The sequence below is a fragment of the Variovorax jilinensis genome (genome assembly GCF_030316885.1).
GTDB classification, from domain to species: Bacteria; Pseudomonadota; Gammaproteobacteria; order Burkholderiales; family Burkholderiaceae_C; genus Variovorax; species Variovorax jilinensis.
Genome location: NZ_JASZYQ010000001.1, coordinates 323965 through 349652, shown reverse-complemented (window position 1 = coordinate 349652; position 25688 = coordinate 323965). Strand labels below are relative to the sequence as shown.

At 68.2% G+C, this 25688-nt stretch carries 24 protein-coding genes; 3 read left to right on the top strand and 21 right to left on the bottom strand.

Features of this window, described 5'->3' with window-relative positions; translation table 11 throughout:
- Window position 1: 1 nt before the first annotated feature.
- Together QTH87_RS01730 and QTH87_RS01725 are read right to left on the bottom strand one after the other, a co-directional pair.
- Complete coding sequence (locus QTH87_RS01730) at window positions 2-946, bottom strand: 2-hydroxyacid dehydrogenase (protein WP_286606350.1); 945 nt, start codon at window positions 944-946, stop codon at window positions 2-4.
- Window positions 947-986: 40 nt separating this feature from the next.
- Window positions 987-2819, bottom strand: coding sequence for an ABCB family ABC transporter ATP-binding protein/permease (locus QTH87_RS01725; RefSeq protein ID WP_286606348.1), 1833 nt, complete (start codon window positions 2817-2819; stop codon window positions 987-989).
- Window positions 2820-2861: 42 nt separating this feature from the next.
- On the opposite strand from QTH87_RS01725, the gene QTH87_RS01720 reads away from it, so the two are divergent.
- On the top strand, window positions 2862-3293 hold the full coding sequence (locus QTH87_RS01720; protein ID WP_286606347.1) for an acyl-CoA thioesterase: 432 nt from the start codon (window positions 2862-2864) through the stop codon (window positions 3291-3293).
- Window positions 3294-3305: 12 nt separating this feature from the next.
- On the opposite strand, the gene QTH87_RS01715 is transcribed toward QTH87_RS01720, so the two are convergent.
- The 15 genes from QTH87_RS01715 to chrA form a co-directional block, all read right to left on the bottom strand.
- Window positions 3306-3533 (bottom strand): formate dehydrogenase subunit delta, encoded by a 228-nt coding sequence (locus QTH87_RS01715; protein ID WP_286606345.1) that lies wholly within the window; start codon window positions 3531-3533, stop codon window positions 3306-3308.
- Window positions 3534-3544: 11 nt separating this feature from the next.
- The gene (gene fdhF / locus QTH87_RS01710) at window positions 3545-6418 is read right to left on the bottom strand and encodes a formate dehydrogenase subunit alpha (protein ID WP_286606343.1); all 2874 of its coding nucleotides are present in this window, start codon (window positions 6416-6418) and stop codon (window positions 3545-3547) included.
- Between the two features lie 16 nt (window positions 6419-6434).
- Entirely contained in the window at window positions 6435-7994 is a 1560-nt protein-coding gene (locus QTH87_RS01705; RefSeq protein WP_286606342.1) for a formate dehydrogenase beta subunit, read from the bottom strand.
- The gene (locus QTH87_RS01700; protein ID WP_286606341.1) at window positions 7991-8482 is read right to left on the bottom strand and encodes a formate dehydrogenase subunit gamma; all 492 of its coding nucleotides are present in this window, start codon (window positions 8480-8482) and stop codon (window positions 7991-7993) included. Before QTH87_RS01700 ends, QTH87_RS01705 begins: the two co-directional genes overlap by 4 nt.
- Window positions 8483-8523: 41 nt before the next feature.
- Complete coding sequence (locus QTH87_RS01695) at window positions 8524-10188, bottom strand: OFA family MFS transporter (RefSeq protein WP_286606340.1); 1665 nt, start codon at window positions 10186-10188, stop codon at window positions 8524-8526.
- A gap of 114 nt (window positions 10189-10302) precedes the next feature.
- Entirely contained in the window at window positions 10303-11256 is a 954-nt protein-coding gene (locus QTH87_RS01690; protein WP_286606339.1) for a LysR substrate-binding domain-containing protein, read from the bottom strand.
- Window positions 11257-11278: 22 nt separating this feature from the next.
- Window positions 11279-12043: an enoyl-CoA hydratase gene (locus tag QTH87_RS01685; protein ID WP_286606338.1), complete on the bottom strand. Its 765-nt coding sequence runs from the start codon at window positions 12041-12043 to the stop codon at window positions 11279-11281.
- A 25-nt stretch (window positions 12044-12068) separates the two neighbouring features.
- Window positions 12069-12656, bottom strand: coding sequence for a 2-hydroxychromene-2-carboxylate isomerase (locus tag QTH87_RS01680; protein WP_286606337.1), 588 nt, complete (start codon window positions 12654-12656; stop codon window positions 12069-12071).
- Between the two features lie 34 nt (window positions 12657-12690).
- Window positions 12691-13521 carry an acyl-CoA thioesterase gene (locus tag QTH87_RS01675; protein WP_286606335.1) on the bottom strand — a complete coding sequence of 277 codons (831 nt, stop codon included), beginning with the start codon at window positions 13519-13521 and terminating at the stop codon, window positions 12691-12693.
- 171 nt (window positions 13522-13692) lie between these two features.
- Window positions 13693-14892, bottom strand: coding sequence for an acetyl-CoA C-acyltransferase (locus tag QTH87_RS01670; RefSeq protein ID WP_286606333.1), 1200 nt, complete (start codon window positions 14890-14892; stop codon window positions 13693-13695).
- Window positions 14893-14903: 11 nt separating this feature from the next.
- On the bottom strand, window positions 14904-17327 hold the full coding sequence (locus QTH87_RS01665; RefSeq protein WP_286606332.1) for a 3-hydroxyacyl-CoA dehydrogenase/enoyl-CoA hydratase family protein: 2424 nt from the start codon (window positions 17325-17327) through the stop codon (window positions 14904-14906).
- A 121-nt stretch (window positions 17328-17448) separates the two neighbouring features.
- The gene (locus QTH87_RS01660; protein ID WP_286606331.1) at window positions 17449-17883 is read right to left on the bottom strand and encodes a DUF2147 domain-containing protein; all 435 of its coding nucleotides are present in this window, start codon (window positions 17881-17883) and stop codon (window positions 17449-17451) included.
- 5 nt (window positions 17884-17888) lie between these two features.
- Window positions 17889-19685, bottom strand: a complete 1797-nt coding sequence (locus QTH87_RS01655; protein WP_286606330.1) for an acyl-CoA dehydrogenase C-terminal domain-containing protein — start codon at window positions 19683-19685, stop codon at window positions 17889-17891.
- Between the two features lie 71 nt (window positions 19686-19756).
- Window positions 19757-20437 (bottom strand): TetR/AcrR family transcriptional regulator, encoded by a 681-nt coding sequence (locus QTH87_RS01650; protein WP_286606329.1) that lies wholly within the window; start codon window positions 20435-20437, stop codon window positions 19757-19759.
- A 163-nt stretch (window positions 20438-20600) separates the two neighbouring features.
- Window positions 20601-21848 carry a chromate efflux transporter gene (chrA, locus tag QTH87_RS01645; RefSeq protein ID WP_286606328.1) on the bottom strand — a complete coding sequence of 416 codons (1248 nt, stop codon included), beginning with the start codon at window positions 21846-21848 and terminating at the stop codon, window positions 20601-20603.
- 28 nt (window positions 21849-21876) lie between these two features.
- Between chrA and QTH87_RS01640 the strand changes: the two genes are divergently transcribed.
- Window positions 21877-22167, top strand: a complete 291-nt coding sequence (locus QTH87_RS01640) for a DUF7661 family protein (protein WP_444812732.1) — start codon at window positions 21877-21879, stop codon at window positions 22165-22167.
- On the opposite strand, the gene QTH87_RS01635 is transcribed toward QTH87_RS01640, so the two are convergent.
- Both QTH87_RS01635 and QTH87_RS01630 read right to left on the bottom strand, forming a co-directional pair.
- Entirely contained in the window at window positions 22113-22451 is a 339-nt protein-coding gene (locus QTH87_RS01635) for a shikimate kinase (RefSeq protein ID WP_286606327.1), read from the bottom strand. The two genes, QTH87_RS01640 and QTH87_RS01635, sit on opposite strands and share 55 nt — an antisense overlap.
- Entirely contained in the window at window positions 22448-23011 is a 564-nt protein-coding gene (locus QTH87_RS01630) for a cytochrome b (RefSeq protein ID WP_286606326.1), read from the bottom strand. Before QTH87_RS01630 ends, QTH87_RS01635 begins: the two co-directional genes overlap by 4 nt.
- Window positions 23012-23241: 230 nt before the next feature.
- On the opposite strand from QTH87_RS01630, the gene QTH87_RS01625 reads away from it, so the two are divergent.
- Window positions 23242-23667, top strand: coding sequence for a hypothetical protein (locus QTH87_RS01625; protein WP_286606325.1), 426 nt, complete (start codon window positions 23242-23244; stop codon window positions 23665-23667).
- A gap of 40 nt (window positions 23668-23707) precedes the next feature.
- Here QTH87_RS01625 and QTH87_RS01620 read toward each other — a convergent pair whose 3' ends face one another.
- A complete protein-coding gene (locus QTH87_RS01620) occupies window positions 23708-24715 on the bottom strand; it encodes an aldo/keto reductase (protein ID WP_286606324.1) in 1008 nt (335 codons plus the stop codon).
- Between the two features lie 13 nt (window positions 24716-24728).
- Complete coding sequence (locus QTH87_RS01615; RefSeq protein WP_286606323.1) at window positions 24729-25688, bottom strand: Gfo/Idh/MocA family oxidoreductase; 960 nt, start codon at window positions 25686-25688, stop codon at window positions 24729-24731.

Genomic DNA, 25688 nt, shown 5'->3' with positions numbered 1-25688 from the left:
ATCAGATCGCCGACACCACCCCGCGCCCCGAGAAATGCCCTTCGGCATTGGCAAGGAAGCGGTCCAGCGAAGCCTGCGTCGCCTCGGGCGACCAGCCGGCCATGTGCGGTGTCAGCAGCACGTTGTCGAGGCCGATCAGCGGCTCGGGCGGCAGCGGCTCGCTCTCGTACACGTCGAGGCCGGCGCCCGCGATGCGACCACCGCGCAGTGCGGCAGCGAGCGCCTCGGTATCGACCACGCTGCCACGCGAGATGTTGACCAGGAAGCCCTTGGGGCCGAGCGCATCCAGCACCGCCGCATCGACCAGGTGGCGCGTGCCGGCGCCGCCCGGCGTCGCGACCACCAGGATGTCGGCCCAGGTGGCCAGCCCCAGGGCGGTGTCGAAGTAGCGGTGCGGCACGCCGTCGCGCGGCGTGCGGTTGTGATAGCCGATCTCCATGTCGAAGCCGGCAGCGCGCTTCGCGATCTTGCGGCCGATGGTGCCGAGGCCGAGGATGCCGATGCGCTTGCCCGAGACATTGGGCGGATGCGGAATGATCTCGCGCCGCACGCCCTCGCGGCACAGCCGGTCGAGGGTGCGGATGTGGCGCATGGCGCCGATCAGCAGGCCGAAGGCATGGTCGGCCACGCAGTCGTCGTTGGTGCCGGCGCCGTTGGCCAGCGCGATGCCGCGTGCCCGCGCCGCGTCGAGCGCCACGGCTTCATAGCCCGCGCCCATGCAGCACACCAGCTCCAGCTTCGGCATCGCGTCCATCTCGGCCGCGGTGAGGCCGATCGAGCCGATCGTGAGCACGGCGCGAAAGCGCGCGCCCTGGGCCGCGATCAGCGCATCGCGCTCGGCCTGCGCGGGCACCGGCAGATAGGTCATGTCGTACACCGCGGCCACCTGGGCCTGGTGTTCCTGCGACAGGCTGTTGAGCACCAACAGCGGGATCTTCTCGGACATGCTCGAAAGCTCCTGAATCAACGATGAGGGAAGGAATGGCTCATAGCACCGGCGCGGCCGCGAGCTGCTGCAGGTGCCACATCTGGGCGTAGCGGCCCTGGCGCGCCAGGAGTTCCGCATGGGTGCCGCGCTCGACGATCACGCCGCTTTCCAGCACCAGGATCTCGTGGGCATCGACCACGGTCGACAGGCGGTGCGCGATCACCAGCGTCGTCTTGTTGCGGGCTGCGGTCTTGAGCTCCGACTGGATCGCACGCTCGTTGGCCGAATCGAGCGCCGAGGTCGCCTCGTCGAAGATCATGATCGGCGGGTCCTTGAGCAGCGTGCGCGCGATCGCCACGCGCTGCTTCTCGCCGCCCGAGAGCTTGAGGCCGCGCTCGCCGACCATGGTGGCATAGCCCTTGGGCGTGTGCGAGATGAAGTCGTGGATGCGGGCAGCGCGCGCGGCTTCCTCCACTTCCTCGCGGCTGGCACCGGGCCGGCCGTAGGCGATGTTGTATTCGACCGTGTCGTTGAACAGCACCGTGTCCTGCGGCACGATCCCGATCGCCTGCCGCACGCTGGCCTGGGTGACCTCGCGGATGTCCTCGCCGCCGATCGTGATGCGGCCCTGCTGCACGTCGTAGAAGCGATAGAGCAGCCGCGCCAGCGTCGACTTGCCTGAGCCCGAGGGGCCGACCACGGCCACGGTGCGGCCGGCCGGGATCTCGAAGCTCACGTGCTTCAGGATGGGCCGCGCGCTCTCGTAGGCGAAGCTCACGTCCTCGAAGCGCACGCTCGAATCGTGGCCCGCGAGCGGCTGCGCGCCGGGCGCGTCGCGCACCTCGCGCTCCTTCTCGAGCAGCACGAACATGCGGTCGAGGTCGGTCATGCTCTGCTTGATCTCGCGGTAGATCACGCCGAGGAAATTGAGCGGGATGTAGAGCTGGATCATGAAGGCGTTGACCATCACGAGATCGCCGAGGGTCATGCTGCCATCGGCCACGCCCTGCGTGGCGCGGTAGAGCATCGCGACCAGGCTGATCGCGATCAGGGATTGCTGGCCGGCATTGAGCAGGCTCAGGGTGGTCTGGCTCTTGACCGCCGCCTTGCGGTAGCGCTCGAGGCTGGCGTCGTAGCGGCGGGCCTCGAAGGCTTCGTTGTTGAAGTACTTGACGGTCTCGTAGTTCAGCAGCGAATCGACCGCGTGGCTCTGGGCCTGCGTGTCGAGCTCGTTCATGGTCTTCCTGAACTGGGTGCGCCATTCGGTCACGGTCACCGTGAAGCCGATGTACAGCACCAGCGCCGCCAGCGTGATCCAGACGAAGCCCGAATTGAACTTGACGCCGAGGATCGAGAGCACCAGCACCAGCTCGATGATGGTCGGCACGATGCTGTAGAGCGACATCGAGATCAGCGAATGCACGCCGCGCGTGCCGCGCTCGATGTCGCGCGTCATGCCGCCGGTCTGGCGCTCGAGGTGAAAGCGCAGGCTCAGCGCGTGCAGATGCTCGAACACCTCGAGCGAGATGCTGCGCGCCGCCCCCTCGGTGGCCTTCGCGAACACCAGCTCCCGCAACTCGTTGAAGATCGCGGTCGACAGCCGCAAGAGGCCGTAGGCCAGCAGCAGGCCCACCGGCACCACGAGCATCGAGGCGGTGCTGCCGGGCTTGATCGACATCGCATCGACCAGGTTCTTGAGCAGCACCGGCACGCCGACGTTGGCGACCTTGGCGCCGACCATGAAGGCCAGCGCCGCGAAAACCCGCCACTTGTAGCGCCAGAGGTAGGGGAACAGACGGCGCAGCGTGGCCCAGTCGGAGCGGTCGGCGCGGGCCGGCTGGCCCGCCTGGACGGGGTGGGAATGCGGAATGGCTTCGCCGGAACGGCGCATGGGGGACAATCGTGGCTGATGTTTTGACCTCAGATTGTGCCCATGTCCGACACTTCCAGTGCCCCGCTCACCGCCACGCTCAAAAGCCTCCCGGCCGACATGGAGCTCGTGCTCAAGGTGATTCCGATGCCGGCCGACTGCAATGCCAACGGCGACATCTTCGGCGGCTGGGTCATGGCGCAGTGCGACCTGGCCGGCTCGGTGATCCCGGCGCGCCATGCCAAGGGCCGGATGGCGACGGTGGCGGTCAACGAGTTCATCTTCAAGCAGCCGGTGCGCCTGGGCGACATCCTGTCGTTCTATTCCAAGCTCGAGCGCATCGGCCGCACCTCGATCACGGTCACGGTCGAGGTCTTCGCCGAGCGCTTCGCGGCCCAGGGCGAATACATCAAGGTCACGCAGGCCACCTTCACCTACGTCGCGATCGACGACAACGGGCGGCCGCGGCCGGTCGAGCGACCCGCTGGCGCGTAAGCGCCGGCGAGCTCAGGCGAGCAGGCCGCGGTGCCGGCCGATCGCCTCGGCGACCAGCGGGCGCAGGCCCGAGCCATCCCCTGCCGCATCGATGTGCGCGATCAGCTCGCGCCGCATGCGCGGCTCCCAGAACTTCTTGATGTGCGTGGCGATGCCTTCGATCGCCTCCTCGCGATCGGGCATGGCCTCGAAGAAGCCGCCGATCTGGTTGGCCATGCGGATCAGGGCGTCGACGTGCATGCGCGGGCCCCCTACTTCGCAGGAATGGTTTCGCCCGCCGCGGCATCGGCGCGTGCGTCGAGCAGTTCCTGCTGCACGCGGTTGAAGCGGCTGTACTCGCGCTGCCAGGCCGAAGGCTGCATGACCGGCATCACCTGCACGGCCGTCACCTTGTACTCGGGGCAGTTGGTGGCCCAGTCGGAGTTGTCGGTGGTGATCACGTTGGCGCCCGACTCCGGGAAGTGGAAGGTGGTGTAGACCACGCCCGGCTGCATGCGCTCGGAGACCGTGGCGCGCAGCACGGTCTCGCCCGCGCGGCTCTGGATGCCGACCCAGTCGTCGTCCTTGATGCCGCGCTCCTCGGCATCGTGCGGATGGATCTCGAGCCGGTCCTCGCTGTGCCACTGGTTGTTGGGCGTGCGGCGGGTCTGGGCGCCGACGTTGTACTGCGACAGGATGCGCCCGGTGGTCAGCAGCAGCGGGAACTTGCGCGTCACCTTCTCGTCGGTGGCGACGTACTGCGTGATGATGAAGCGGCCCTTGCCGCGCACGAAGCGGTCGATGTGCATGGTCGGCGTGCCGTCGGGCGCCGCCTCGTTGCAGGGCCACTGGATGCTGCCGAGCTCGTCGAGCCGCCGGTAGCTCACGCCGCTGAAGGTCGGCGTCAGTGCCGCGATCTCGTCCATGATGGCCTCGGGACTCGCGTAGTCCATCGGATAGCCCAGCGCCTGCGCGAGCTTCTGCGTGACCTCCCAGTCGGCCAGGCCGGCCTTGGGCGGCATCACGCGGCGAACGCGCGAGATGCGTCGCTCGGCGTTCGTGAAGGTGCCGTCCTTCTCGAGGAACGAGGAGCCCGGCAGGAACACGTGCGCGTACTTGGCGGTCTCGTTGAGGAAGATGTCCTGCACCACCACGCATTCCATCGCCATCATGGCCGCGGCCACGTGCTGCGTGTTGGGGTCCGACTGCACGATGTCCTCGCCCTCGCAGTACAGGCCCTTGAAGCTGCCGCCGAGCGCCGCATCGAACATGTTCGGAATGCGAAGGCCGGGCTCGGGGCTGATGTCGACGCCCCAGGCGGCCTCGAAGGAGGCGCGCGTGATGCTGTCCGACACATGGCGGTAGCCCGGCAGTTCGTGCGGGAAGGAACCCATGTCGCAGGAGCCCTGCACGTTGTTCTGACCGCGCAGCGGATTGATGCCGACGCCCTCGCGGCCCACGTTGCCGGTGGCCATCGCGAGGTTGGCGATGCCCAGCACCATGGTCGAGCCCTGGCTGTGCTCGGTGACGCCGAGGCCGTAGTAGATGGCGCCGTTGCCGGCCTGCGCATAGAGCCGGGTGGCGGCGCGCAGCTCGGCCGCAGGCACGCCGGTGGCGGCCTCGGTGGCCTCGGGCGAATTCTCGGCACGCGCCACGAACTCGCGCCATTCGCCGAAGGACTTCGCATCGCAGCGCTCGGCCACGTAGTCTTCCGCCACCAGGCCTTCGGTGACGACGACGTGCGCCATCGCGGTGATCACGGCCACGTTGGTGCCGGGCTTGAGCTGCAGGTGATGCTCGGCACGCACGTGCGGCGAGCGCACGATGTCGATGCGGCGCGGATCGATCACGATCAGCTGGGCGCCCTCCCGCAGGCGCTTCTTCATGCGCGAGGCGAACACGGGATGGCCGTCGGTCGGGTTGGCACCGATCACCATGATGACGTCGGCCTTCTCCACCGACTTGAAGGTCTGGGTGCCGGCCGAGGTGCCGAGGGTCTGGCCCAGTCCGTAGCCGGTCGGCGAATGGCACACGCGGGCGCAGGTGTCGACGTTGTTGTTGCCGAAGGCCGCGCGCACCAGCTTCTGCACCAGGTAGGTTTCCTCGTTGGTGCAGCGCGAGGAGGTGATGCCGCCGATCGAGTCGCGGCCGTACTTGCCCTGGATGCGGCGGAACTCGCTGGCGGCATGGTTCAGCGCCACTTCCCAGCTGACCTCGCGCCAGGGATCGGTGATCTTCGCGCGGATCATCGGCTTGAGCATGCGGTCCTGATGCGTCGCGTAGCCCCAGGCGAAGCGGCCCTTGACGCAGGAGTGGCCTTCGTTGGCCTTGCCGTCCTTCCACGGCACCATGCGCACCACCTCGCTGCCCTTCATCTCGGCCTTGAAGCCGCAGCCCACGCCGCAGTAGGCGCAGGTGGTGATCACGCTGTGCTCGGGCTGGCCGAGCCAGATGACGGACTTCTCCTGCAGGGTGGCGGTCGGGCAGGCCTCGACGCAGGCACCGCAGCTCACGCATTCGGATTCCATGAAGGGCTGGTCCTGGCCCGGCGAGATACGCGACTCGAAGCCGCGGCCGCTGATCGTGAGCGCGAAGGTGCCCTGCGTTTCCTCGCAGGCGCGCACGCAGCGGTTGCACACGATGCACTTCGATGGGTCGTAGCTGAAGTACGGGTTGGATTCGTCCTTCTCGCTCTTCAGGTGATTGGCGCCGTCGAAGCCATAGCGCACGTTGCGCAGGCCCGTGACGCCGGCCATGTCCTGCAGTTCGCAGTTGCCATTGGCCGAGCAGGTGAGGCAATCGAGCGGATGGTCGGAGATGTAGAGCTCCATCACGCCCTTGCGCAGCTCCTGCAGCTTCGGTGTCTGGGTGCGAACCTTCATGCCGGCTTCGGCCGACGTGGTGCACGAGGCCGGAAAGCCCTTGCGGCCGTCGATCTCGACCAGGCACAGGCGGCAGGAGCCGAAGGGCTCGAGGCTGTCGGTGGCGCACAGCTTGGGCACCTGGATGCCGGCATCGACCGCCGCGCGCATCAGCGAGGTGCCGGCCGGCACCGTGACTTCGTTGCCGTCGATCTCCAGCGTGACCTCGCGCGTCGATTCGCGCTTCGGCGTGCCCCAGTCGGTTTCCTTCAGATGGTCCAGCATGTTCGTCTCCCTGGGTTCAGGCGGCTTGGCGGTCGGGCTCGACCAGGCCGAAGTCCTGCGGAAAATGGTCCAGCGCGGAGAGCACCGGGAACGGCGTCATGCCGCCCATCGCACACAGCGACCCGTGCACCATGGTGTTGCAGAGGTCGCGCAGCAGCAGCACCTGCTGCGGCCGGTTCTGGTTGGCGCGGATCTTGTCGATCACCTCGACGCCGCGCACGGCGCCGATGCGGCAGGGCGTGCACTTGCCGCAGGATTCGATGGCGCAGAACTCCATCGCATAGCGAGCGAGCTTCGACAGGTCGGCCGTGTCGTCGTGTACCACGATGCCGCCATGGCCCACGGTGCCGCCGACGGCCGCGTAGGCCTCGTAGTCGAGCGGCAGGTCCCATTGCGATTCGGGCAGGTAGGCGCCCAGCGGGCCGCCGACCTGCACCGCCTTGATCGGCCGGCCCGAGGCCGAGCCGCCGCCGTAGTCGTAGAGCAGCTCGCGCATCGTGATGCCAAAGGCGCGCTCGACCAGTCCGCCGCGGCGGATGTTTCCGGCCAGCTGAATCGGCAGCGTGCCGCGCGAGCGCCCCGTGCCGTAGTCGCGGTAGAAGTCGGCGCCCCGCGCGAGGATCAGCGGCACGCTGGCCAGCGTGATGACGTTGTGGATCAGCGTCGGGCGTCCGAACAGGCCCGTGATGGCGGGCAGCGGCGGCTTGGCGCGCACCACGCCGCGCCGGCCCTCGATGCTCTCGAGCAGCGCGGTTTCCTCGCCGCAGACGTAGGAGCCCGCACCCTTGCGCACCTCGAGCGTGAAGCGACGCCCCGAGCCCAGCACGTCGGCGCCCAGGAAGCCCGCGGCCTCGGCCAGCGCGATGGCCTGGTTCAGCGTCGCGATCGCATGCGGGTACTCGGAGCGCACGTAGATGTAGCCATGGGAGGCGCCGGTGGCGATGCCCGCGATGGCCATACCCTCGATCAGCATGAAGGGATCGCCCTCCATCGTCATGCGGTCGGAGAAGGTGCCCGAGTCGCCTTCGTCGGCATTGCAGACCACGTACTTCTGCGGCGCCTCGGTGGCCAGGACGGTCTTCCACTTGATGCCCGCTGGAAAGGCCGCGCCGCCGCGGCCGCGCAGGCCGGCATCGAGCACCTGCTGCACCACGTCCGTCGGCGCCAGCGCGAGAGCGCGCCGAAGCCCTGCGAAGCCATCGTGCGCCTGGTAGTCGGCCAGCGACAGCGGATCGGTGATGCCCATCCGCGCGAAGGTCAGGCGCTGCTGGCTCTTCAGGTAGGGAATGGCTTCGGTCGGGCCGTGGCCCAGCGCATGCGGTGCACCGCCGAGGAAGCCGGCATCGAACAGACCCGCGACGTCGGCCGCCGTGACCGGCCCGTAGGCGACGCGCCCTTCGGGTGTCGCTACCTCGACCAGCGTCTCGAGCCACAGCAGCCCGCGGGAGCCGTTGCGCACGACCTGCAGCGCGATGCCGCGCACGGCGGCCTCGTCGGCGATGCGGCGCGCCACGCGGTCGGCACCGACCGCCAGCGCCGCCGAGTCGCGCGGAACGTAGACGGTGACGGCGCTCATGGCGTCGCTCCCGCTTCGGCGATCAGCGCATCGAAGCCCTGGGCCGTCATGCGCGCATGCAGCTGGTCGTCGAGCATCAATGCCGGCGACGAGGCACACAGGCCGAGGCAGTAGACCGGCTCGAGCGTGAAGGCGCCGTCCTTCGAGTGGCCGTGGACCGCACAACCCAGGCGCTGCTGCGCGTGCGCGAGCAGGGCATCGGCGCCCATCGCCTGGCAGGCCTCGGCGCGGCAGATCTGCACCACGTGGCGCGCTGCCGGCGCGTCACGGAAGTGGTGGTAGTAGGTGACGACGCCGTGCACCTCGGCGCGCGAGAGGTTCAGCGCCTCGGCAATCGCGGGCACGAAATCGGCCGGCACATGGCCCAGCGCGTCCTGCAGCTCGTGCAGGATCGGCAGCAGCGCGCCCGGCTCCCGGGCACGCCGGGCGAGCAGTTCGGGCAGCAGGTCGGCACGGGCCGCCGGCGGAAGATTTCGCGCTTCGTTCATCGTGGACTCGGCGCCATCGAGGGCGCCCTTTTTCTCTGGATTCAGTTGAAGAATTTCGACACGCTCAGCAGCGTGCGATAGACCCCCCAGGCCAGCGGTATGCCCACCGCCGCCCAGCACAGCCAGACCATCGCCGCCGGCGTCGCACCGCCCCGGCCCGGGCCCCTGCCGACCTCGTTGGCGACGGCGCGGTCATGGGCCAGGCGCTTTTCCTCGGCCAGTTCGGCGTCGGTCATGAACCACTTGTCGGCCAGCGGCCGGACCATCAGGTTGCACAGCAGGCCGATCACCAGCATGCCCACCAGGATGTACATGGTCTGGTTGTAGACCTGTTCGCGCGGAATGCCAAGGCCCAGCTGGTACTCGCGCATGTAGTTCACGACCACCGGTCCGAGGATGCCGGCGGTGGCCCAGGCGGTGAGCAGCCGGCCATGGATGGCGCCCACCATCTGGGTGCCGAACAGGTCGGCCAGGTAGGCCGGCACCGTCGCGAAGCCGCCGCCGTACATCGACAGGATGATGCAGAAGGCGCCCACGAAGAGCAGCTTGCTGCCGGCGCCCGCCGACGACGGAATGCTGAAGTACAGCAGGCCGCCCAGCACGAAGAACACCACGTAGGTCATCTTGCGGCCCAGCTTGTCCGACAGGCTGGCCCAGAAGAAGCGGCCGCCGATGTTGAACAGGCTCAGCAGCGCCGTGAAGCCCGCGGCAACGCCCGCGATGGCGCCGAGCTGCGCGCGGTCGAGCTCGCCGTACTTCTTCGCGACACCAACCAGGCCGCCGCCGAAGACCTCCTGCAGCATCGGGCTCGCCATGCCGATCACGCCGATGCCGGCGCTGACGTTCATGCACAGCACCATCCAGACCAGCCAGAACTGGGGAATGCCCCAGACCTTCTTCACGTGCACGTGGCGCTGCGTGATCATCACGTTGGCGCTCGGCGGCGGCGGCGTCCAGCCGGCGGGCTTCCAGCCGCTCGGCGGGATGCGGTAGCCCAGGGCACCGCCCATCATGAAGACGAAATAGACCGCCGCCATGACCAGGAAGGTCTGCGTCACGCCGACGCTGGTGGGGCTCGCGAACAGCTTCATCAGCTCGTCGGCGAGGGGCGAACCGATCATGGCACCGCCGCCGAAGCCCATGATCGCCATGCCGGTGGCCATGCCGCGGCGGTCCGGGAACCACTTGATCAGCGTCGACACCGGCGAGATGTAGCCCAGGCCCAGCCCGATGCCACCGATCACGCCGGAGCCCAGCCACATGAGCCACAGCTGGTGCGTATAGACGCCGATGGCGGAGATGACGAGGCCGCCGCACCAGCACAGCGCCGACACCACGCCGGCCTTGCGCGGCCCTGCCCGTTCGAGCCAGCCGCCCCAGAGCGCTGCCGACGAACCCAGCAGCACGAAGAACAGCGTGTACATCCAGCCAAGGCTCGAGATCCGCCAGTCGCAGTTGGAGGCGAAGAGTTCGGCCAGGAGGCTCATGTCCTTGGCGCAGGCCTGCGACGTGCCGATGCCGATCGCCTTGGAGAGCGGCAGCCAGAACACCGAGAAGCCGTAGGCCATGCCGATGCACAGGTGGATCGCCAGCGCGGCCGGCGGCACCAGCCAGCGATTGAAGCCCGCACCGGCGATGGTGCGCTCCTTGTCCAGCCAACCATGGCCCTCGATCGGAACCCCGCTGCCATCCAGAACTGCCGACATGTATGTCTCCTCGTGGTTTTTTTGCACTCGATCGGTGCGCGCGGAGTGTCGGCGAGGCTCGGCGGACGGTCTAATTTATTCGGGGAATCAATCGATGCGATTCGGAAATCAGGGTTAACCAAGGGCCGCGAGCGCGCCCGCGTGCCGCCGGACCTGTTCCAGCCAGGCGGCGTCCTCGGCGAAGGCGAGCGCAGCCTGGAGCGTGCGCGATGGACGGTTGCCGTCGTGCACCATGAAGGCGATCGGCACCTGCACCGCCGGCGCGGTGAGCGGCAGCGCCTCGAGGTCGCCGTAGCCCTGGACCGCATCCACCAGTGCGCCCGGCATCACGCTGGCCACGCGCCCGGCGCGCACGCTGAGCGCCAGCGTGAGGATCGAGTTGGTCTCGATCACCGGCTTGGGGCCTTGGCCGACGGCCTCCACGAAGGCGCGGTCGACGATCGTGCGGTTGTGCATCTCGCGGCTGAGCAGGCACAGCGGCAGGGCCGCGGCCTCGGCCCAGGTGGTCGGCTCGCCGATCCTGAGTCGGCCGGGGTCCGGCAGCGCAGCGCGGCGCAGCAGGAAGTAGTGCTCGCTGTACTGCGGCACGGCGCGCACGCTGGAGCGCCTGTCGTCCATGCGCTCGGTGTAGCCCAGCGCCATGTCGAGCGAGAGGCTCTCGAGGCCGGACTCGAGCTCGATCGAGCTCATCGAACGCACGGCCGGCGTGATGCCCGGATGCCGGTCCTGCAGCATGGCGGCGAAGCGGGCGGCGATGGGCATCGCCGTGGGCACCGCGCCGATCAGCAGGTTGCCCGTGGGCGCGGCTTCGCTGCTGTGCAGGTCCTGCTGCAGCAGTTCATAGTCGCGCAGCATGCTGCGCCCCGTCACCAGGATGCGCTCGCCTTCCTCGGTGAACCCGGCGAAGTTGCGGCCACGCTTGACGATCGAGGCACCGAAGTTTTCCTCCAGTGCGCGGATCGCATTGGACAGCGCCGGCTGCGTCACGCTGCAGGCCAGCGCGGCACGGCCGAAGTGGCGGTGATCGTCGAGCGCCACGAGGTAGCGCAACGAGACGAACAGGTTCATCGGGCCGCTGCCCGCGCGCCGCTCATACCCTCGAGAAGTCGGGCCGGCGCTTTTCCATGAAGGCCGTGAAGGCCTCGCGCGCCGCTGGTTCGCGCAGCATGCGGCCGAAGCTCCTGCCTTCCTCGTCCATGCGCTCGAGCAGCGCGGGCTGCTGCGCCTTCTTCATGAGGCGCTTGGTCTCGATCAGCGCGGTGATCGGCTTGGCCGCGAGCTTGCGCGCCTGCACCTGCGCGATCGCGTTGGCCTCGGTCGGCGGCACCACGCGGTTGACCAGTCCCACCTCGAGTGCGGCCTCGGCCATGAAGGGCTCGCCCAGCAGCAGTGCCTCGGCGGCGCGGTGGTAGCCGAACATCTGCGGCGCGAGCATGCTCGAGGCAGCCTCGGGGCACAGGCCCAGGTTCACGAAGGGCATCGAGAACGCCGCGTTGTCGCCCGCGTAGACCAGGTCGCAATGGAACAGCAGCGTGGTGCCGATGCCCACTGCCGGCCCGCAGACCGCGGCCACGATCGGCTTCGGGAAGCTCGCGATGCCGTGCAGGAAGCGGAACACCGGCGAGTTCTCGCCCGCGGGCGGCGCGTGGAGGAAGTCGGCGATGTCGTTGCCGGCGCTGAAGATGGTGGCGTCGCCCTGGATCAGCACCGCGCGCACGGCGGCGTCGTTCACGGCACCGTCGAGCGCATCGGCCAGCGTGGCGTACATCGCGCTCGTGATGGAGTTCTTCTTGTCGACGCGGTTGAAGGTCAGGGTCATCACACCGGCTTCGGTGTGGACGAGGATGTCGCTCATGGTGGTTCCTTGGAAATGGATGCGTTCAGGCCAGGGCCTCGCGCACGAAGTCGAGCCGGTCCTGGCCCCAGTACATGCGGCCGTCGACGAACATCGTGGGTGCACCGAAGATACCGCGCTCCACGGCTTCCTGCGTGGCGGCCTTGAGCCGGTCCTTGGTTTCCTGCGCGTTGGCCAGCGCCAGCAGCTGGACGGCATCGAAGCCGGCCGCCTGCAGCACGCCGCCCACGGTGGCCGGGTCGTTGAGGTTGCGTGGCTCCACCCACATCGCGTGGAACACCGCGTCGACGTAGGCGCGGAAGCGATCGGGCTGGTGCATCTGAATGCCGCAGGCGCCGCGCATCAGCAGCAGCGTGTTGATCGGGAAGTTCGGGTTGTAGGCGAAGGGCACCTTGTAGCGCGCCGCGAAGCGCAGCAGGTCGTCCATCATGTAGGGACGCTTGGCAGGCACCTCGACCGGCGAGCGGTTGCCCGTGGCCTGGAACACGCCACCCAGCAGCATCGGCTTCCAGACCAACGTCGCGCCCATGTCGGCGCAGATGTGCGGCAGTTGCGTATAGGCCAGGTAGGCCGCGGGGCTGCCGAAGTCGAAATAGAAATCAACGCTCTTCATTGCGGTCTCCGAGTTGGAAGCGTGGCAGGCCACATCATTCCTTGAAGTAGACGATCTGGTTGCTGGTGGCGAGCAGCACGCCGGCCTCGCTCCACAACTGGGCCGCCTGATCGAAATAGCCGTTGCGGAACTGCTGGCCGGTTGCGCGCCCGAGCAGGAAGCCGTGGCCGATCTCGGCCAGCAGCGCGGAATCGACGTGGAAATAGGTCGTGATCGAGACGGTGCCGATCGGCACCGGCGTCGCGCGGCGCAGCCACACGCGCGGAAAGAAGGCGTCGCTGAGCGCGGCCAGGGCAGCGAAATCGAGCGGACGCGGCTCGGCGTCGCGCACCCACATGCGGGTCTCGCTCGCGTCGCCGCTGCCGTTCCACTCGGCAGGCAGGAGGCCGAGGATCGGGCGCATCTCGTACTGCTGCAACCAGGCCGCCCGCGCAGGGCCGATGCTCAGGCGCTCGACCGCCTCCGGCCGCGGCACCTCGGGCATGGGCAGGTCGCTGGTGCCCCAGGTCTCGCGCCGCACGGCCGTGAAGACGGTGCCGGTGGTCGTGACGTGCAGCTTGCCGTCGGGCCCGGCCTGCGACATCTGCACGGTCCAGTGCTGGGTCGAGCGGTTGGTGCGAATCGGCACCGCCACGAGTTCGAACTCACCCTCGAGCACCGCGGCGGCGTAGTTGACCGTGAGCGCTACCGGCTCGCCGAGCAGGTCGGGATGCCGCAGCACCGCCTGCAGCATCACCGCCGCGGTCGTGCCGCCGAAGGGGCCGACCATGTTCCAGTAGTCGGGGCTCGTGGCGCCGGTGAATTGACCGACCCGCAGGTCGCTGTGCGCGAGTGCGAGGGCCCTGTCGAGAGGATGCTTGTTCATGGCCGCAGTGTGCCCGCCGGACATGGGCACCGGCAGTCGTGTCGGAGACGTTTCCTGCTCCATGAAAACCCGTGCGTGCCGCGCTCAGGCCGGCGCCGGGCCGCCCCGAGAGCGCCTGCGGCTCCCTCGGGGGGCAGCGATGCGCACGAGGCGGGAAAGCGCGGGGGCCATTCAGACGCGCTCGAAGATGCCGGCTGCGCCCTGACCCATGCCCACGCACATCGTGACCATGCCGTACTTGAGCTTGTTGCGCTGCAGCGCGTGGATCACTGTCGCGGAGCGGATCGCGCCCGTGGCACCGAGCGGGTGGCCCAGTGCGATCGCGCCGCCCATGGGGTTGACCTTGGCCGGGTCCAGGCCCAGCGTGTTGATCACCGCCAGCGACTGCGCCGCGAAGGCCTCGTTGAGCTCGTACCAGTCGATGGCGTCCTGCGTGAGGCCCGCATAGCGCAGTGCAGCGGGAATCGCCTCGATCGGGCCGATGCCCATGATGTGCGGCGGCACGCCCTTGCTGGCAAAGCTCACGAAGCGCGCCAGCGGCTTGAGGTCGTACTGCTTGCAGGCCTTCTCGCTGGCCAGGATCAGCGCGCCGGCGCCGTCCGAGGTCTGCGAGCTGTTGCCGGCCGTGACCGAGCCGCGGGCCGCAAACACGGTGCGCAGCTTGGCCAGGCCTTCGAGCGTGGTGTCGGGACGCGCGCCTTCGTCGAGGCTCACGATGCGGCTCTTGGCCTTCGACTCGCCGCTCTCCAGATCGGGCGTGCGGTCGGTCACTTCTACGGCCGTGATCTCGTCGGCGAACTGGCCGGCCTGTTGCGCGGCCAGCGCGCGGCGGTGCGATTCGAGCGCGAAGGCGTCCTGCGCCTCGCGGCTGACCTTCCACTGCTGCGCCACCTTCTCGGCGGTCAGGCCCATGCCGTAGGCAATGCCGACGTCGCCTTCGCGCTCGAAGATCGAGGGCGACAGCGAGGGCGAGTTGCCCATCATCGGCACCATGCTCATGCTCTCAACGCCGGCGGCGATCATCACCTCGGCCTCGCCGACGCGGATGCGGTCGGCCGCCATCTGCACCGCCGACAGGCCCGACGCACAGAAGCGGTTGACCGTGATGCCGCCGATGCTGTTGGGCAGACCCGCGAGCACCGCGCCGATGCGCGCCACGTTGAGGCCCTGCTGGGCTTCGGGAATCGCGCAGCCGCAGATGATGTCCTCGATCGCCTTCGGATCGAGGCCCGGCACCGCCGCCAGCGCCGCCTTCAGCGTGGTCGCGAGCAGGTCGTCGGGGCGGTAGTTTCGGAAGTAGCCGCGATGCGACTTGCCGATCGGCGTGCGCGTGGCGGAAACGATGTAGGCGTCCTGGATTTGCTTGCTCATGATGTTGGTCCTTAGTTGCGCACGGGCTTGCCGGTGCTCAGCATGCCCATGATTCGCTCCTGGGTCTTGGGATGCACGACGAGCGCGCAGAAGGCCTTGCGCTCGAGCGCCATCAGGTACTCCTCGGTGACCAGCGATCCGGCATCGATGTCGCCGCCGGTGACCACTTCGGCGATCAGGCTCGCGATATGGAAGTCGTGCGCGCTGATGAAGCCGCCGTCGCGCATGTTGACCAGCTGGCCCTTGATGGTGGCGGCGCCGCTGCGGCCCGCGACCTTGAAGGTCTTGCGCAGTGGCGGGCGCCAGCCGGCATCGGCCATCGACCTGGCTTGCTGCAGCGCGACGTAGAGCAGCTCGTCCTTGTTCGGCACCACGATGTCGCTGTCGAGCAGGTAGCCGAGCTTCTTCGATTCGAGCGCGCTGGTGCCGACCTTGGCCATGGCCGCGGCCGTGAAGCCCTCGGTCAGGAAGGGCAGCAGGTCGGTGCCGGTGGAGGCGGCCGCGTTCTCGGCCGCGCGCCGCGCGATGTAGGTCAGGCCGCCGGCGCCGGGCACCAGGCCCACGCCCACTTCGACCAGGCCGATGTAGCTTTCCATCGCGGCGACGCGCCGCGCCGAGTGGATCGCGAGTTCGCATCCGCCGCCCAGCGCCAGGCCGCGCACGGCCGAGACCACGGGCACGCTGGCGTAGCGGATTCGCAGCATCGTCTTCTGCAGCTCGTGCTCGGCGCCCTCGACTGCGCCGATGCCCGCGACCACGAAGGCCGGCAGCATCGCCTGCAGGTCCGCACCGACCGAGAACATCTCGTCGGGCGACCAGATCACCATCGCCTTGTATTCCTTCTCGGCCAGCTCGACGCCGGCCGCGAGCGCCTCGGCGACGTCGGGGCTGATGGCGTGCATCTTCGAATGGATGCTGGCGATCAGGACTTCACCGTCGAGCGTCCAGAGGCGAACGTCGCCCTCGTCCTGGATCGTCGTGCCTGCCAGGTTGGCGTCGGGCGCATCGGCGCCCAGCACGCTTTCGGGGAACAGCTGGCGCGCATGGACGGGCAGGCGGCGCGCAGGAACGAAGGCACCCTTCGACGCGCTCCACGAACCGGCCGGCGTGTGGACGCCGCCGGCCTCGGCCACCGGGCCTTCGAACACCCACTTCGGCAGCGGCACGCGGGCCAGCGCCTCGCCGGCGTCGATGTCTTCCTGGATCCACTTCGCGACCTGGGCCCAGCCGGCTTCCTGCCAGAGCTCGAACGGGCCCTGCTTCATGCCGAAGCCCCAGCGCATCGCGAAGTCGATGTCGCGTGCGCTTTCGGCGATCTCGGCCAGGTGGACGGCTGCGTAGTGGAAGCTGTCGCGCAGGATGGCCCACAGGAAGCGGCCCTGTGCGCCTTCGCTCTCGCGCAGCAGCTTGAGCCGCTCGGCGGCCGGCTTCTTGAGCATGCGGCCGTAGACCTCGTCGGCCTTGTCGCCCGAAGGCACGTAGTCGCCCTGGGCGAGGTCGAAGCGGAGGATGTCGCGTCCGGCCTTCTTGAAGAAGCCGGCCTTGGTCTTCTGGCCCAGGTTGCCGAGCTCGATCAGCTTGGCGAGCACCGGCGGCGTCGCGAAGTTGGGATAGAAAGGATCGCTCTTCTCGTCGAGGTTGTCCTGCAGCGTCTTCACCACATGCGCCATCGTGTCGAGGCCCACCACGTCGGCGGTGCGGAAGGTGCCCGAGCTCGCACGGCCCAGCTTCTTGCCCGTGAGGTCGTCGACCACGTCGGGCGTGAGGCCGAACTTCTCGACTTCCTTGAGCGTCGCGAGCATGCCCGCGATGCCGACCCGGTTGGCGATGAAGTTGGGCGTGTCGTGCGCCCGCACCACACCCTTGCCGAGCGCGCTGGTGACGAAGGCCTCGAGCTGGTCCAGCACCTCGGGTTCGGTGGTCGGCGTGTTGATCAGCTCGACCAGGAACATGTAGCGCGGCGGATTGAAGAAGTGGATGCCGCAGAAGCGCGGCTTGAGCGCCTCCGGCAGCGCCTCGCTGAGCTTGGTGATCGACAGGCCCGAGGTGTTCGAGGCCAGGATCGCATGCTTGGCGACATGCGGCGCGATCTTCGTGTAGAGGTCGAGCTTCCAGTCCATGCGCTCGGCGATCGCCTCGATCACGAGGTCGCATTCGCCGAGCTTCGCAAGGTCGGTCTCGTAGTTGGCCTGCTCGATCAGGGCCGCGTCGGCCACGTCGGCCAGCGGTGCGGGCTTCAGCTTCTTGAGGTTGTCGATGGCACGGCTCACGATGCCGTTCTTCGCCGCACCTTGAGCGACCGCACCGGTCGCGTCCTTGGCCGGCAGGTCGAACAGAACGACCGGCACACGCACGTTGACCAGGTGCGCGGCGATCTGCGCGCCCATCACGCCGGCGCCGAGCACGGCGACTTTCTTCACTTGGAATCTGGACATGACTTGCTTTCGAGTACTGATTCTTTTCGGGAAACACCGTGGAACCGGCTCTGCCGGGCCACCGGCGTGGCCCCCTCGAGGGGGAGGCGGCTACACGAAGTGAGCCGCATTCGGGGGTGGGTCAAGGATTGCGGACCCAGGTCTGGGTGCGCCAGAAGGGCCCGAGGTAGCCGCGGACTTCGAGCTTCTTCCCGCCGTCGATCGGCGTGAAGCTGGCGCGGTATTCCTTGCCGTTCTCGGGATCGAGGATGCGGCCGCCTTCCCAGACGTCCTTGCCCTCGGTCTTCTTGCCGCCGCGGATGATCTCCAGGCCCGCGATCGGCTTGCCCTTGCGTTCGTCGCTGCACTCCTCGCAGACCGCGTCGGGCTTGGCGTCCTTGCGCAAGGTCTTCTCGATGCGGCCGACGAGCGCGCCGCCCGATTCGACGATCCGGATCTCGGCCTTCGACTCGTTGGTCTTGTCGTCGACGCTGCGCCAGGTGCCCACGGGCGTCATCTGTGCCATGGCCGCGGTGGCGCCGCCGGCCATCACGATCGCTGCGAAGAGTGCTTTCATGGCGTTCAGGCCAGTGCGGCGTCGGTGTTCATGAGCGACGCGGCGCCGGCGCGCGCGGTGCGCATCAGCGTGGCGGTCTCGGGGAACAGCTTGGCAAAGTAGAAGCGCGCGGTCTGCAGCTTGGCGACGTAGAACGGATCGTCGTTGCCGGCCGCGATCTCGCGCAGCGCGGTGCGCGCCATCAGCGCGAACATGTAGCCGAACACGAAATGGCCGGCGACGCGCAGGTAGTCGACCGCGGCCGCGCCCACTTCGTCGGGGTTCTGGAATCCCTTGAAGCCGATCTCGGTCGTGAACTTGGTGAGTTGCTCGCCGAGCACCGCCACCGGCGTGATGAACTCGCTCATCTTCTCGTTCACGCCCTCCTCGGCCACCAGCTTGCCGACCAGCTTGCCGAACTTCTTGAGCGTCGCGCCGTTGTTGCCGAGCACCTTGCGTCCCAGAAGGTCCAGCGACTGGATCGTGTTGGTGCCTTCGTAGATCATGTTGATGCGGTTGTCGCGCACGAACTGCTCCATGCCCCATTCCTTGATGAAGCCATGGCCGCCGAACACCTGCATGCAGGCGTTGGTCGAGGTGTGGCCGTTGTCGGTGATGAAGGCCTTCACGATCGGGGTCAGCAGCGCGACGATCTCGCCGGACTCCTTGCGCACCTTCTCGTCGGGATGGTGGTGCTCCTTGTCGAGCAGCAGCGTGCAGAAGATCGACAGCGCGCGGCCGCCTTCGGCATAGGCCTTGGCGGTCATCAGCATCTTGCGCACGTCGGGGTGGACGATGATCGGATCGGCGTCCTTGTCCTTGGCCTTGACGCCCGACAGCGATCGCATCTGCGTGCGGTCCTTGGCGTAGGCCAGCGCGTTCTGGAACGCCACTTCGGTCAGGCCCAGCGACTGGTTGCCGACGCCCAGGCGCGCCGCGTTCATCATCACGAACATCGCGGCCAGGCCCTTGTTGGGCTGGCCGACCAGCGTGCCGGTGGCGCCTTCGATCACGATCTGAGCGGTCGCGTTGCCGTGGATGCCCATCTTGTGCTCGAGGCCGCCGCAGTAGATGCCGTTGCGCGAACCGATCGAGCCGTCGGCGTTGACATTGAACTTCGGCACCACGAACAGGCTGATGCCCTTGCTGCCCTTGGGCGCATCGGGCAGGCGGGCCAGCACCAGGTGGATGATGTTCGAGGTCATGTCGTGCTCGCCGGCCGAGATGAAGATCTTGTTGCCGGTGATCTTGTAGGTGCCGTCGGGCTGCGGTTCTGCCTTGGTGCGCAGCAGACCCAGGTCGGTACCGCAATGGGGTTCGGTCAGGCACATCGTGCCGGTCCATTCGCCGCTCGTGAGCTTGGGCAGGTAGGTCTTCTTCTGCTCGTCGGTGCCGTGCGCGGCGAGCGCCTCGTAGGCGCCGTGCGAGAGGCCCGGGTACATCGTCCAGGCCTGGTTGGCCGAGTTGAGCATCTCGTAGACGCACTGGTTCACCGCATACGGCAGGCCCTGGCCGCCGTAGGCCGGGTCGCAGGACAGCGCCGCCCAGCCGCCCTCGACGTACTGCGCGTAGGCTTCCTTGAAGCCCTTGGGCGTCTTCACCTCGTGCGTGGTCTTGTCGAGCACGCAGCCTTCTTCGTCGCCGCTGATGTTGAGCGGGAAGGTGACCTCGGTGGCGAACTTGCCGCCCTCCTCGAGGATCGCGTTGATGGTCTCGGCATCGACGTCGGCATGGCGCGGCAGCGCCTTCAGTTCCTCGGTGATGTTCAGCACTTCGTGCATGACGAACTGCATGTCGCGGAGCGGCGGGGTGTAGGCGGGCATGGGAAGGTCTCCGAAGAAGAAATGAAAAGGAAAGAAAAAACGGACGGTCGGGTGCGGGCCTGCGTGCGCGCTCAGCGCGCGGTCTTCAGCCTGCGGGCCGGCGTGGGCGACGCGGGCGCGGCCTCGGGGGCCGCGCTGCGCGCAAGGATGTTGGCGAAGCCGGCGTTGGCGCGCTCGAGCGAACCGGGCGAGCGCAGGAACCGGGCTTCGTAGTGCAGCGCGAGGATCAGCGCGTGGATCTCGAACGAGATCTGCTTCTCGTCGGCGTCCTCGCGCAGATGGCCCTCGGCCTTGGCCTGGACCACCGCGCGGTACATCGCGGCCAGCCAGGTGTTGACCGAATCGGCCAGCGCGTCGCGCACCGGGCCGGTGCGGTCGTCGAATTCGACCGCGCCGCTGATGTAGATGCAGCCCGAGTCGATCTCGGTGGAGGTGCGCTTCATCCAGTTGTCGAACATGGCGCGCAGGCGAGGCAGTCCGCGCGGCGACTTCAGGGCCGGATAGAACACCTCCTGCTCGAAGCGCAGGTGGTATTCGCGCACCACCGAGATCTGCAGTTCCTCCCGCGAGCCGAAGTGGGCGAAGACGCCCGACTTGCTCATCTGGGTGACCTCGGCGATGGCCCCGATCGACAGGCCCTCGAGGCCGATCTGCGCCGCCAGGCTCAGCGCCGCGTCGATGATGACGGCCTTGGTCTGCTGGCCCTTCTGGGGCGCGCGCGCAGGCTTGGCGGGGACGGCGGTGTCGGGCATCGAGGTCTTGGATAATAAAACGAACGGTCGTGCTATTTTGCAGGAGATTTCTTCCGTCCCAAAGTCGAATGACCCGTGGCGGCACCGGGTCTTTGAAGAATCGCGATCGCTCGCGTCGGTGATCGCATCGAGCGAACCCGGCCGGGCGGCATCGGTATCGCCCTCAGGAACCCAGCAGCGCCAGCGCCCACCCGCCCAGCGCCGCGAGCATCACCACGAGAACCGGCGATACCCTGGCGTAGACCAGCAGTCCGAACGCCACCAGCGCGAGGCCGAAGTCGGCCTTCGAGTGGACCGCGCTGGTCCAGACCGGATCGTAGAGCGCCGACAGCAGGATGCCGACGACACCGGCATTGATGCCCGCCAGCGTCGACCGGACCTGGCTGCGATGGCGCAGGCTCTCCCAGTACGGCAAGGCGCCGACGAGCACGAGGAAGGCCGGCACGAAGATGGCGACCAGCAGCACGAGGCCGCCCACCCCACCGTGCAGGGGGCCGTCTGCCACCGTTCCCAGATAGGCGGCGAAGGAGAAGAGCGGCCCCGGAACGGCCTGCGCGGCGCCGTACCCGGCGAGGAAGTCGGCGTTGTCGACCAGCCCCGATGGGACGACCGTCGCCTGCAGCAACGGCAGGACGACGTGCCCACCGCCGAACACCAGGGCGCCGGAACGCACGACCCCGCTCACCAGCGCGACGGTCGACGAGCCACTTGCCGCCGCCCACAGCGGCAAGCCGACAAGCAGCAGTCCGAGCGTGGCCCATGCCGCCAATCCAGCCCGCCTGGAAACGCCGCAGTCCGGCCGTGGCCCGCCGTGGAAGGCGGGCAACCTGACCCACCAGCGCCCCAGCAGACCCGTCACCACGATGGCCACGATCTGCCCGGAGGCCGACGGCAGCATGAATGTCAGCACCGCGGCAAGGATGGCAATCCCGGCCCTGAGGCGATCGGGGCACAGGGTCCTGGCCATGCCCCAGACCGCCTGCGCGACCACCGCCACGGCCGCCAGCTTGAGGCCGTGCACCCAACCCGAATCGGCGAAGCCCCGGTAGTCGGCCGCGCCATAGGCGAACAGGATCAACGCGATGGCCGAAGGCATGGTGAAGCCGGTCCACGCGGCCAGGCAGCCCCACCAGCCCGCGCGGCCGAGTCCCAGCGCCATGCCGACCTGGCTGCTCGCCGGCCCGGGAAGGAATTGACACAGCGCGACCAGATCGGAATAGCTGCGGTCGTCGAGCCAGCGCCGGCGTTCGACGAACTCGGTGCGGAAATAGCCCAGGTGCGCGACGGGGCCGCCGAAGGAGGTCAGTCCGAGCCGGAGGAAGACAACGAAGACCTCCCACGCGCTGCCGCGTGGTGTCGTCGATACCGTCGGAATGCGGGCGGCGCCGGATTCGCCGAGTGGGGATGTCATCAGGTTGTCAGGCTCTGCCTCGATTCTGATGGACGGCGACGAATCCTGCGCTCGACAGCAGCGACCCTCGCCGCACCGCCCCTACGCTTCAACCCCCATGCGCCACCTCTTCAACGTCTTCGGCCGGATCATGGCCATCGAAAGAGTCGATGAGCGATGGGTCGCCCATCTGAGCGGCCCGGACGGCAAGCGCGCGAAGGCCCAGTTGGCCATTCCTTCGGAACTCGGCCCCGACGAGCTCGCACAGTACCTGTACGACATCTATCACGAGAACGCGACGCCAACCAACGGCGACGTGTTCGAGATCCGTGCGTCATGAACCCCGAACGCTCGGCGCCGCGCGCGCACGTGGGTTTGCCGGAGGAAAAGTGCCAGCACGGCGGGCGTGGCCAGTGACCGCTGGATATCGAAGTACAGCGCCAGGTTGCGACGCGCGTAGCGGGCATGGCCGTGCGTCTCGATGCAGCCTGCGATGTCACCGTGCCGGCCCAGGAAGCGTTCGTCGAGATCGATGAACGACCAACCCAGTCGCCGCGCCAGCACGGGCCCGACCGTCGTCTTGCCCGCACCGCCCGGGCCGACGAGATGAAGAAGGCGGGTCAATCTCCCGCCATGCGCGGCAGCACGTCGTGCCCGCTGCGCCGATGCCACAGCACCATGGCGATGTGACCCGTCACGAGGGCCAGCAACGCCCAGCCGAGTTCGCCATGAACGAGGCCGCCGAGTTCGACCATCCAGCCGATCCTGCCGTCCTCGCGTGCGTCCATCACCTGCAGACCGAAGGGCTCGAAGGCGCGGGCGGAGCCGTACTGGCGCAGCAGGCCGATGGACGGCACTGCGATCATCAGCAGGTAGAGCGCGCGATGGCCCCAGCGCGCCGCCGCGCTGAGGTGGGGTGGCCTGCGGCGCGCCCGCATCAGCGCCCATACCACGCGCAGTGCGACGAGCACGAAGAGCAGGAAGCCCACCGGCTTGTGCGCCGGCCACAGCAGCGCCTCGGCCGCGGAATCCTTGGCGAAGTAGTGCGCGAGCGCCGCGGCGAAGACGATCGCGAAGCAGGCCGCCATGCCCCAATGGAGGCAGCGGCTCACGGTGCCGTAGCGCGTCGTCGAGTCGGATCTGGGCCAGCCTTCGGCGGCGAGATGGGGCGCGGTGCGGTCCATGTGCTTCCTTCCTGAATTCGAAGCTTGCCCGATGCCGAAATCACGGGCGGGAATGAAGGCCATGGGATACACGGTGCTAGGTGGAGTTCCTTTGTTCGGAACGCCTCGGCGCAACAGTCCACAATGCATCGAACCAGGGCAGTTGCGGAACGCCGTGTCCACCGGGACCGTTCCTGTCACGTTGAATCAGCAATCGGCGGCACTGCCGCCCCACATCTGGAGAATCTCTCGTGCGCCCTATCGGCATCCCGCTCGTGAAATGGGCCTGCGCGACCGCGTTGGCGGTCACCGCATGCACGGCCGCGGTCGTGGCTCATGCCCAGGCCAACTGGTCGGTCGAGGTACAGACACCCGGCTACTACCAACCCCCGCCGCAGCCGGTCTACGTGCAGCCGCCGCCGGTCTACTACGCACCGGCGCCGGGCTATTACCAGCCGCCTCCGGCCTACTATCCGCCGCCACCGCCGCCGCCGTCGTACTACCGCCCGGCCCCGGGCTACGGAGGCCCGCCGCCCTATTACGGGCCGCAGCCGCGCTACCAGCAGGCGCCGCCCAAGCTCAGCGACATGCAGCGGCGTGCGCTCGACAACTGCGTGCTGCTCGCTCCACGCGAACAGCCGCGCTGCCGCGCGACCGTGATGTCGACCACACGCTAGCGTCTGCGCCGGCCACAGGGCCTCGATGCGCGCCGCGCGCTCAGTGCGCGAAGACTTCCGTATCGACCTCGGCGCTGCTCTGCGCGCCGTAGCGTTCGCCCGCCACGGTGTGCTGGTTGATCAGCACGTCGAGTCGCGCGATCAGGTCCGCAGCGAGCGCCACGCCGTCGGCGCCGATGTTCTCTTGCAGGTGCGGGATCTGCGCGGTGCCGGGAATCGGGATGACGTGGTCGCCGCGATGCAGCAGCCAGGCCAGTGCGAGCTGGGCGGGGCTGCAGCCGGCCTCGTGCGCGAGCGCCGCATAGGCCGGCAGCAGCGCCATGTTGCGCGCATGGTTCTCGATCGAGAAGCGCGGCATCGCGCGCCGGATGTCCTTGGCGTCGAACGCCGTCACGTCGGTCAGCGTGCCGCACAGGAAGCCGCGCGCGAGCGGGCTGAAGGCGACCAGCGCAACGCCGAGTTCGCGCGTGGCCTCGAGCACGCCGATCTCGCAGTTGCGGCTCCACAGCGAGTATTCGTTCTGCACCGCGGTGATCGGATGCACCGCGTGGGCGCGCCGCAAGGTGGCGGCCGAGACTTCCGAAAGGCCCAGTGTCCGCACCTTGCCTTCTTCGACGAGCCGCGACATCTCGCCGACCGACTCCTCGATCGGCACCGACTTGTCCCAGCGGTGCAGGTAGTAGAGATCGATGACCTCGGTCTGCAGGCGCCGCAGGCTGTCCTCGCAATTGCGGCGCAGCGTGGCGGGACGCCCGTCGATGACCCGGCGCATCGTGCCGTCGTCGCCGCGCACGCCGGCCATGCCGCCCTTGCTGCACAGCGTGATGGCCTGGCGGTGCGGCTTCATCGCGCGCCCGACCAGTTCCTCGTTGGCACCGAAGCCGTAGAGCGCGGCGGTGTCGAACAGCGTCACGCCGGCATCGAAGGCCGCCAGCAGCAGGCGCTCGCCCTCCTCTGCCGACGGCGGCACGCCGTAGGCGTGGCTCAGGTTCATGCAGCCGAGGCCGATGGCGCCGACCGCGAAGGGACCGAGTTGTCGCTTGTTCATCTAACGGCTCGCATCAGCCCTGCAGCTGCTGCTCCAGCTTCTGCAGCACCTGGTAGCAGGGCAGCACCTGGGCCACGCTGGAGTTGGGCTCGCGCCCTTCGCGGATGGCGGCGAAGAATTCGCGGTCCTGCAGCTCGATGCCGTTCATCGAGACGTCGACCTTCGAGACATCGATCTTCTCGTCCTTGCCGTTGAACAGGTCGTCGTAGCGCGCGAGGTAGGTGCCGGTGTCGCCGATGTAGCGGAAGAAGGTGCCGAGCGGACCGTCGTTGTTGAAGGACAGCGACAGCGTGCAGATGGCGCCGTTGGCCGCCTGCAGCTGGATCGACATGTCCATCGCGATGCCCAGCGTCGGATGGATCGGGCCCTGCACCGCATTGGCCTTCACGATCGGGCTGCCGGCCTGGTAGGCGAACAGGTCGACCGTGTGCGCCGCATGGTGCCACAGCAGGTGGTCGGTCCAGCTGCGCGCCTGGCCCAGCGCATTCATGTTGGTGCGGCGGAAGAAGTAGGTCTGCACGTCCATCTGCTGGATGTTGAACTCGCCCGCCTCGATCTTCTTGTGCACCCACTGGTGGCTCGGATTGAAGCGGCGCGTGTGGCCGCACATCGCGACAAGGCCGGTCGCCTTCTGCAGCGCCACCACTTCCTCGGCGTCCTTGAGCGAATCGGCCAGCGGAATCTCGACCTGCACGTGCTTGCCGGCCTTCAGCGCCGCGATGCTCTGCGCGGCATGCATCTGCGTCGGCGTGCAGAGGATCACGGCATCGACTTCCTCGATCGCGAGCGAGTCGGCCAGGTCGGTCGTGACGTGGGCGATGCCGTACCTGGCCGCCACTTCACGGGTCTTGTCGAGCTCGCGGCTGACCAGCGAGACGACTTCCACGCCCTCGATGTTCTTGATGCCGTCCAGGTGCTTGATGCCGAAGGCGCCGGCGCCGGCGAGCGCCACCTTGATGGTCTTGTTGCTCAT

Bases quoted from the DNA above. Each gene is read 5' to 3' on its own strand.
- QTH87_RS01730 (WP_286606350.1), bottom strand. From the start codon at position 946: ATGTCCGAGAAGATCCCGCTGTTGGTGCTCAACAGCCTGTCGCAGGAA.
- QTH87_RS01725 (WP_286606348.1), bottom strand. From the start codon at position 2,819: ATGCGCCGTTCCGGCGAAGCCATTCCGCATTCCCACCCCGTCCAGGCG.
- QTH87_RS01720 (WP_286606347.1), top strand. From the start codon at position 2,862: ATGTCCGACACTTCCAGTGCCCCGCTCACCGCCACGCTCAAAAGCCTC.
- QTH87_RS01715 (WP_286606345.1), bottom strand. From the start codon at position 3,533: ATGCACGTCGACGCCCTGATCCGCATGGCCAACCAGATCGGCGGCTTC.
- fdhF (WP_286606343.1), bottom strand. From the start codon at position 6,418: ATGCTGGACCATCTGAAGGAAACCGACTGGGGCACGCCGAAGCGCGAA.
- QTH87_RS01705 (WP_286606342.1), bottom strand. From the start codon at position 7,994: ATGAGCGCCGTCACCGTCTACGTTCCGCGCGACTCGGCGGCGCTGGCG.
- QTH87_RS01700 (WP_286606341.1), bottom strand. From the start codon at position 8,482: ATGAACGAAGCGCGAAATCTTCCGCCGGCGGCCCGTGCCGACCTGCTG.
- QTH87_RS01695 (WP_286606340.1), bottom strand. From the start codon at position 10,188: ATGTCGGCAGTTCTGGATGGCAGCGGGGTTCCGATCGAGGGCCATGGT.
- QTH87_RS01690 (WP_286606339.1), bottom strand. From the start codon at position 11,256: ATGAACCTGTTCGTCTCGTTGCGCTACCTCGTGGCGCTCGACGATCAC.
- QTH87_RS01685 (WP_286606338.1), bottom strand. From the start codon at position 12,043: ATGAGCGACATCCTCGTCCACACCGAAGCCGGTGTGATGACCCTGACC.
- QTH87_RS01680 (WP_286606337.1), bottom strand. From the start codon at position 12,656: ATGAAGAGCGTTGATTTCTATTTCGACTTCGGCAGCCCCGCGGCCTAC.
- QTH87_RS01675 (WP_286606335.1), bottom strand. From the start codon at position 13,521: ATGAACAAGCATCCTCTCGACAGGGCCCTCGCACTCGCGCACAGCGAC.
- QTH87_RS01670 (WP_286606333.1), bottom strand. From the start codon at position 14,892: ATGAGCAAGCAAATCCAGGACGCCTACATCGTTTCCGCCACGCGCACG.
- QTH87_RS01665 (WP_286606332.1), bottom strand. From the start codon at position 17,327: ATGTCCAGATTCCAAGTGAAGAAAGTCGCCGTGCTCGGCGCCGGCGTG.
- QTH87_RS01660 (WP_286606331.1), bottom strand. From the start codon at position 17,883: ATGAAAGCACTCTTCGCAGCGATCGTGATGGCCGGCGGCGCCACCGCG.
- QTH87_RS01655 (WP_286606330.1), bottom strand. From the start codon at position 19,685: ATGCCCGCCTACACCCCGCCGCTCCGCGACATGCAGTTCGTCATGCAC.
- QTH87_RS01650 (WP_286606329.1), bottom strand. From the start codon at position 20,437: ATGCCCGACACCGCCGTCCCCGCCAAGCCTGCGCGCGCGCCCCAGAAG.
- chrA (WP_286606328.1), bottom strand. From the start codon at position 21,848: ATGACATCCCCACTCGGCGAATCCGGCGCCGCCCGCATTCCGACGGTA.
- QTH87_RS01640 (WP_444812732.1), top strand. From the start codon at position 21,877: ATGGACGGCGACGAATCCTGCGCTCGACAGCAGCGACCCTCGCCGCAC.
- QTH87_RS01630 (WP_286606326.1), bottom strand. From the start codon at position 23,011: ATGGACCGCACCGCGCCCCATCTCGCCGCCGAAGGCTGGCCCAGATCC.
- QTH87_RS01620 (WP_286606324.1), bottom strand. From the start codon at position 24,715: ATGAACAAGCGACAACTCGGTCCCTTCGCGGTCGGCGCCATCGGCCTC.
- QTH87_RS01615 (WP_286606323.1), bottom strand. From the start codon at position 25,688: ATGAGCAACAAGACCATCAAGGTGGCGCTCGCCGGCGCCGGCGCCTTC.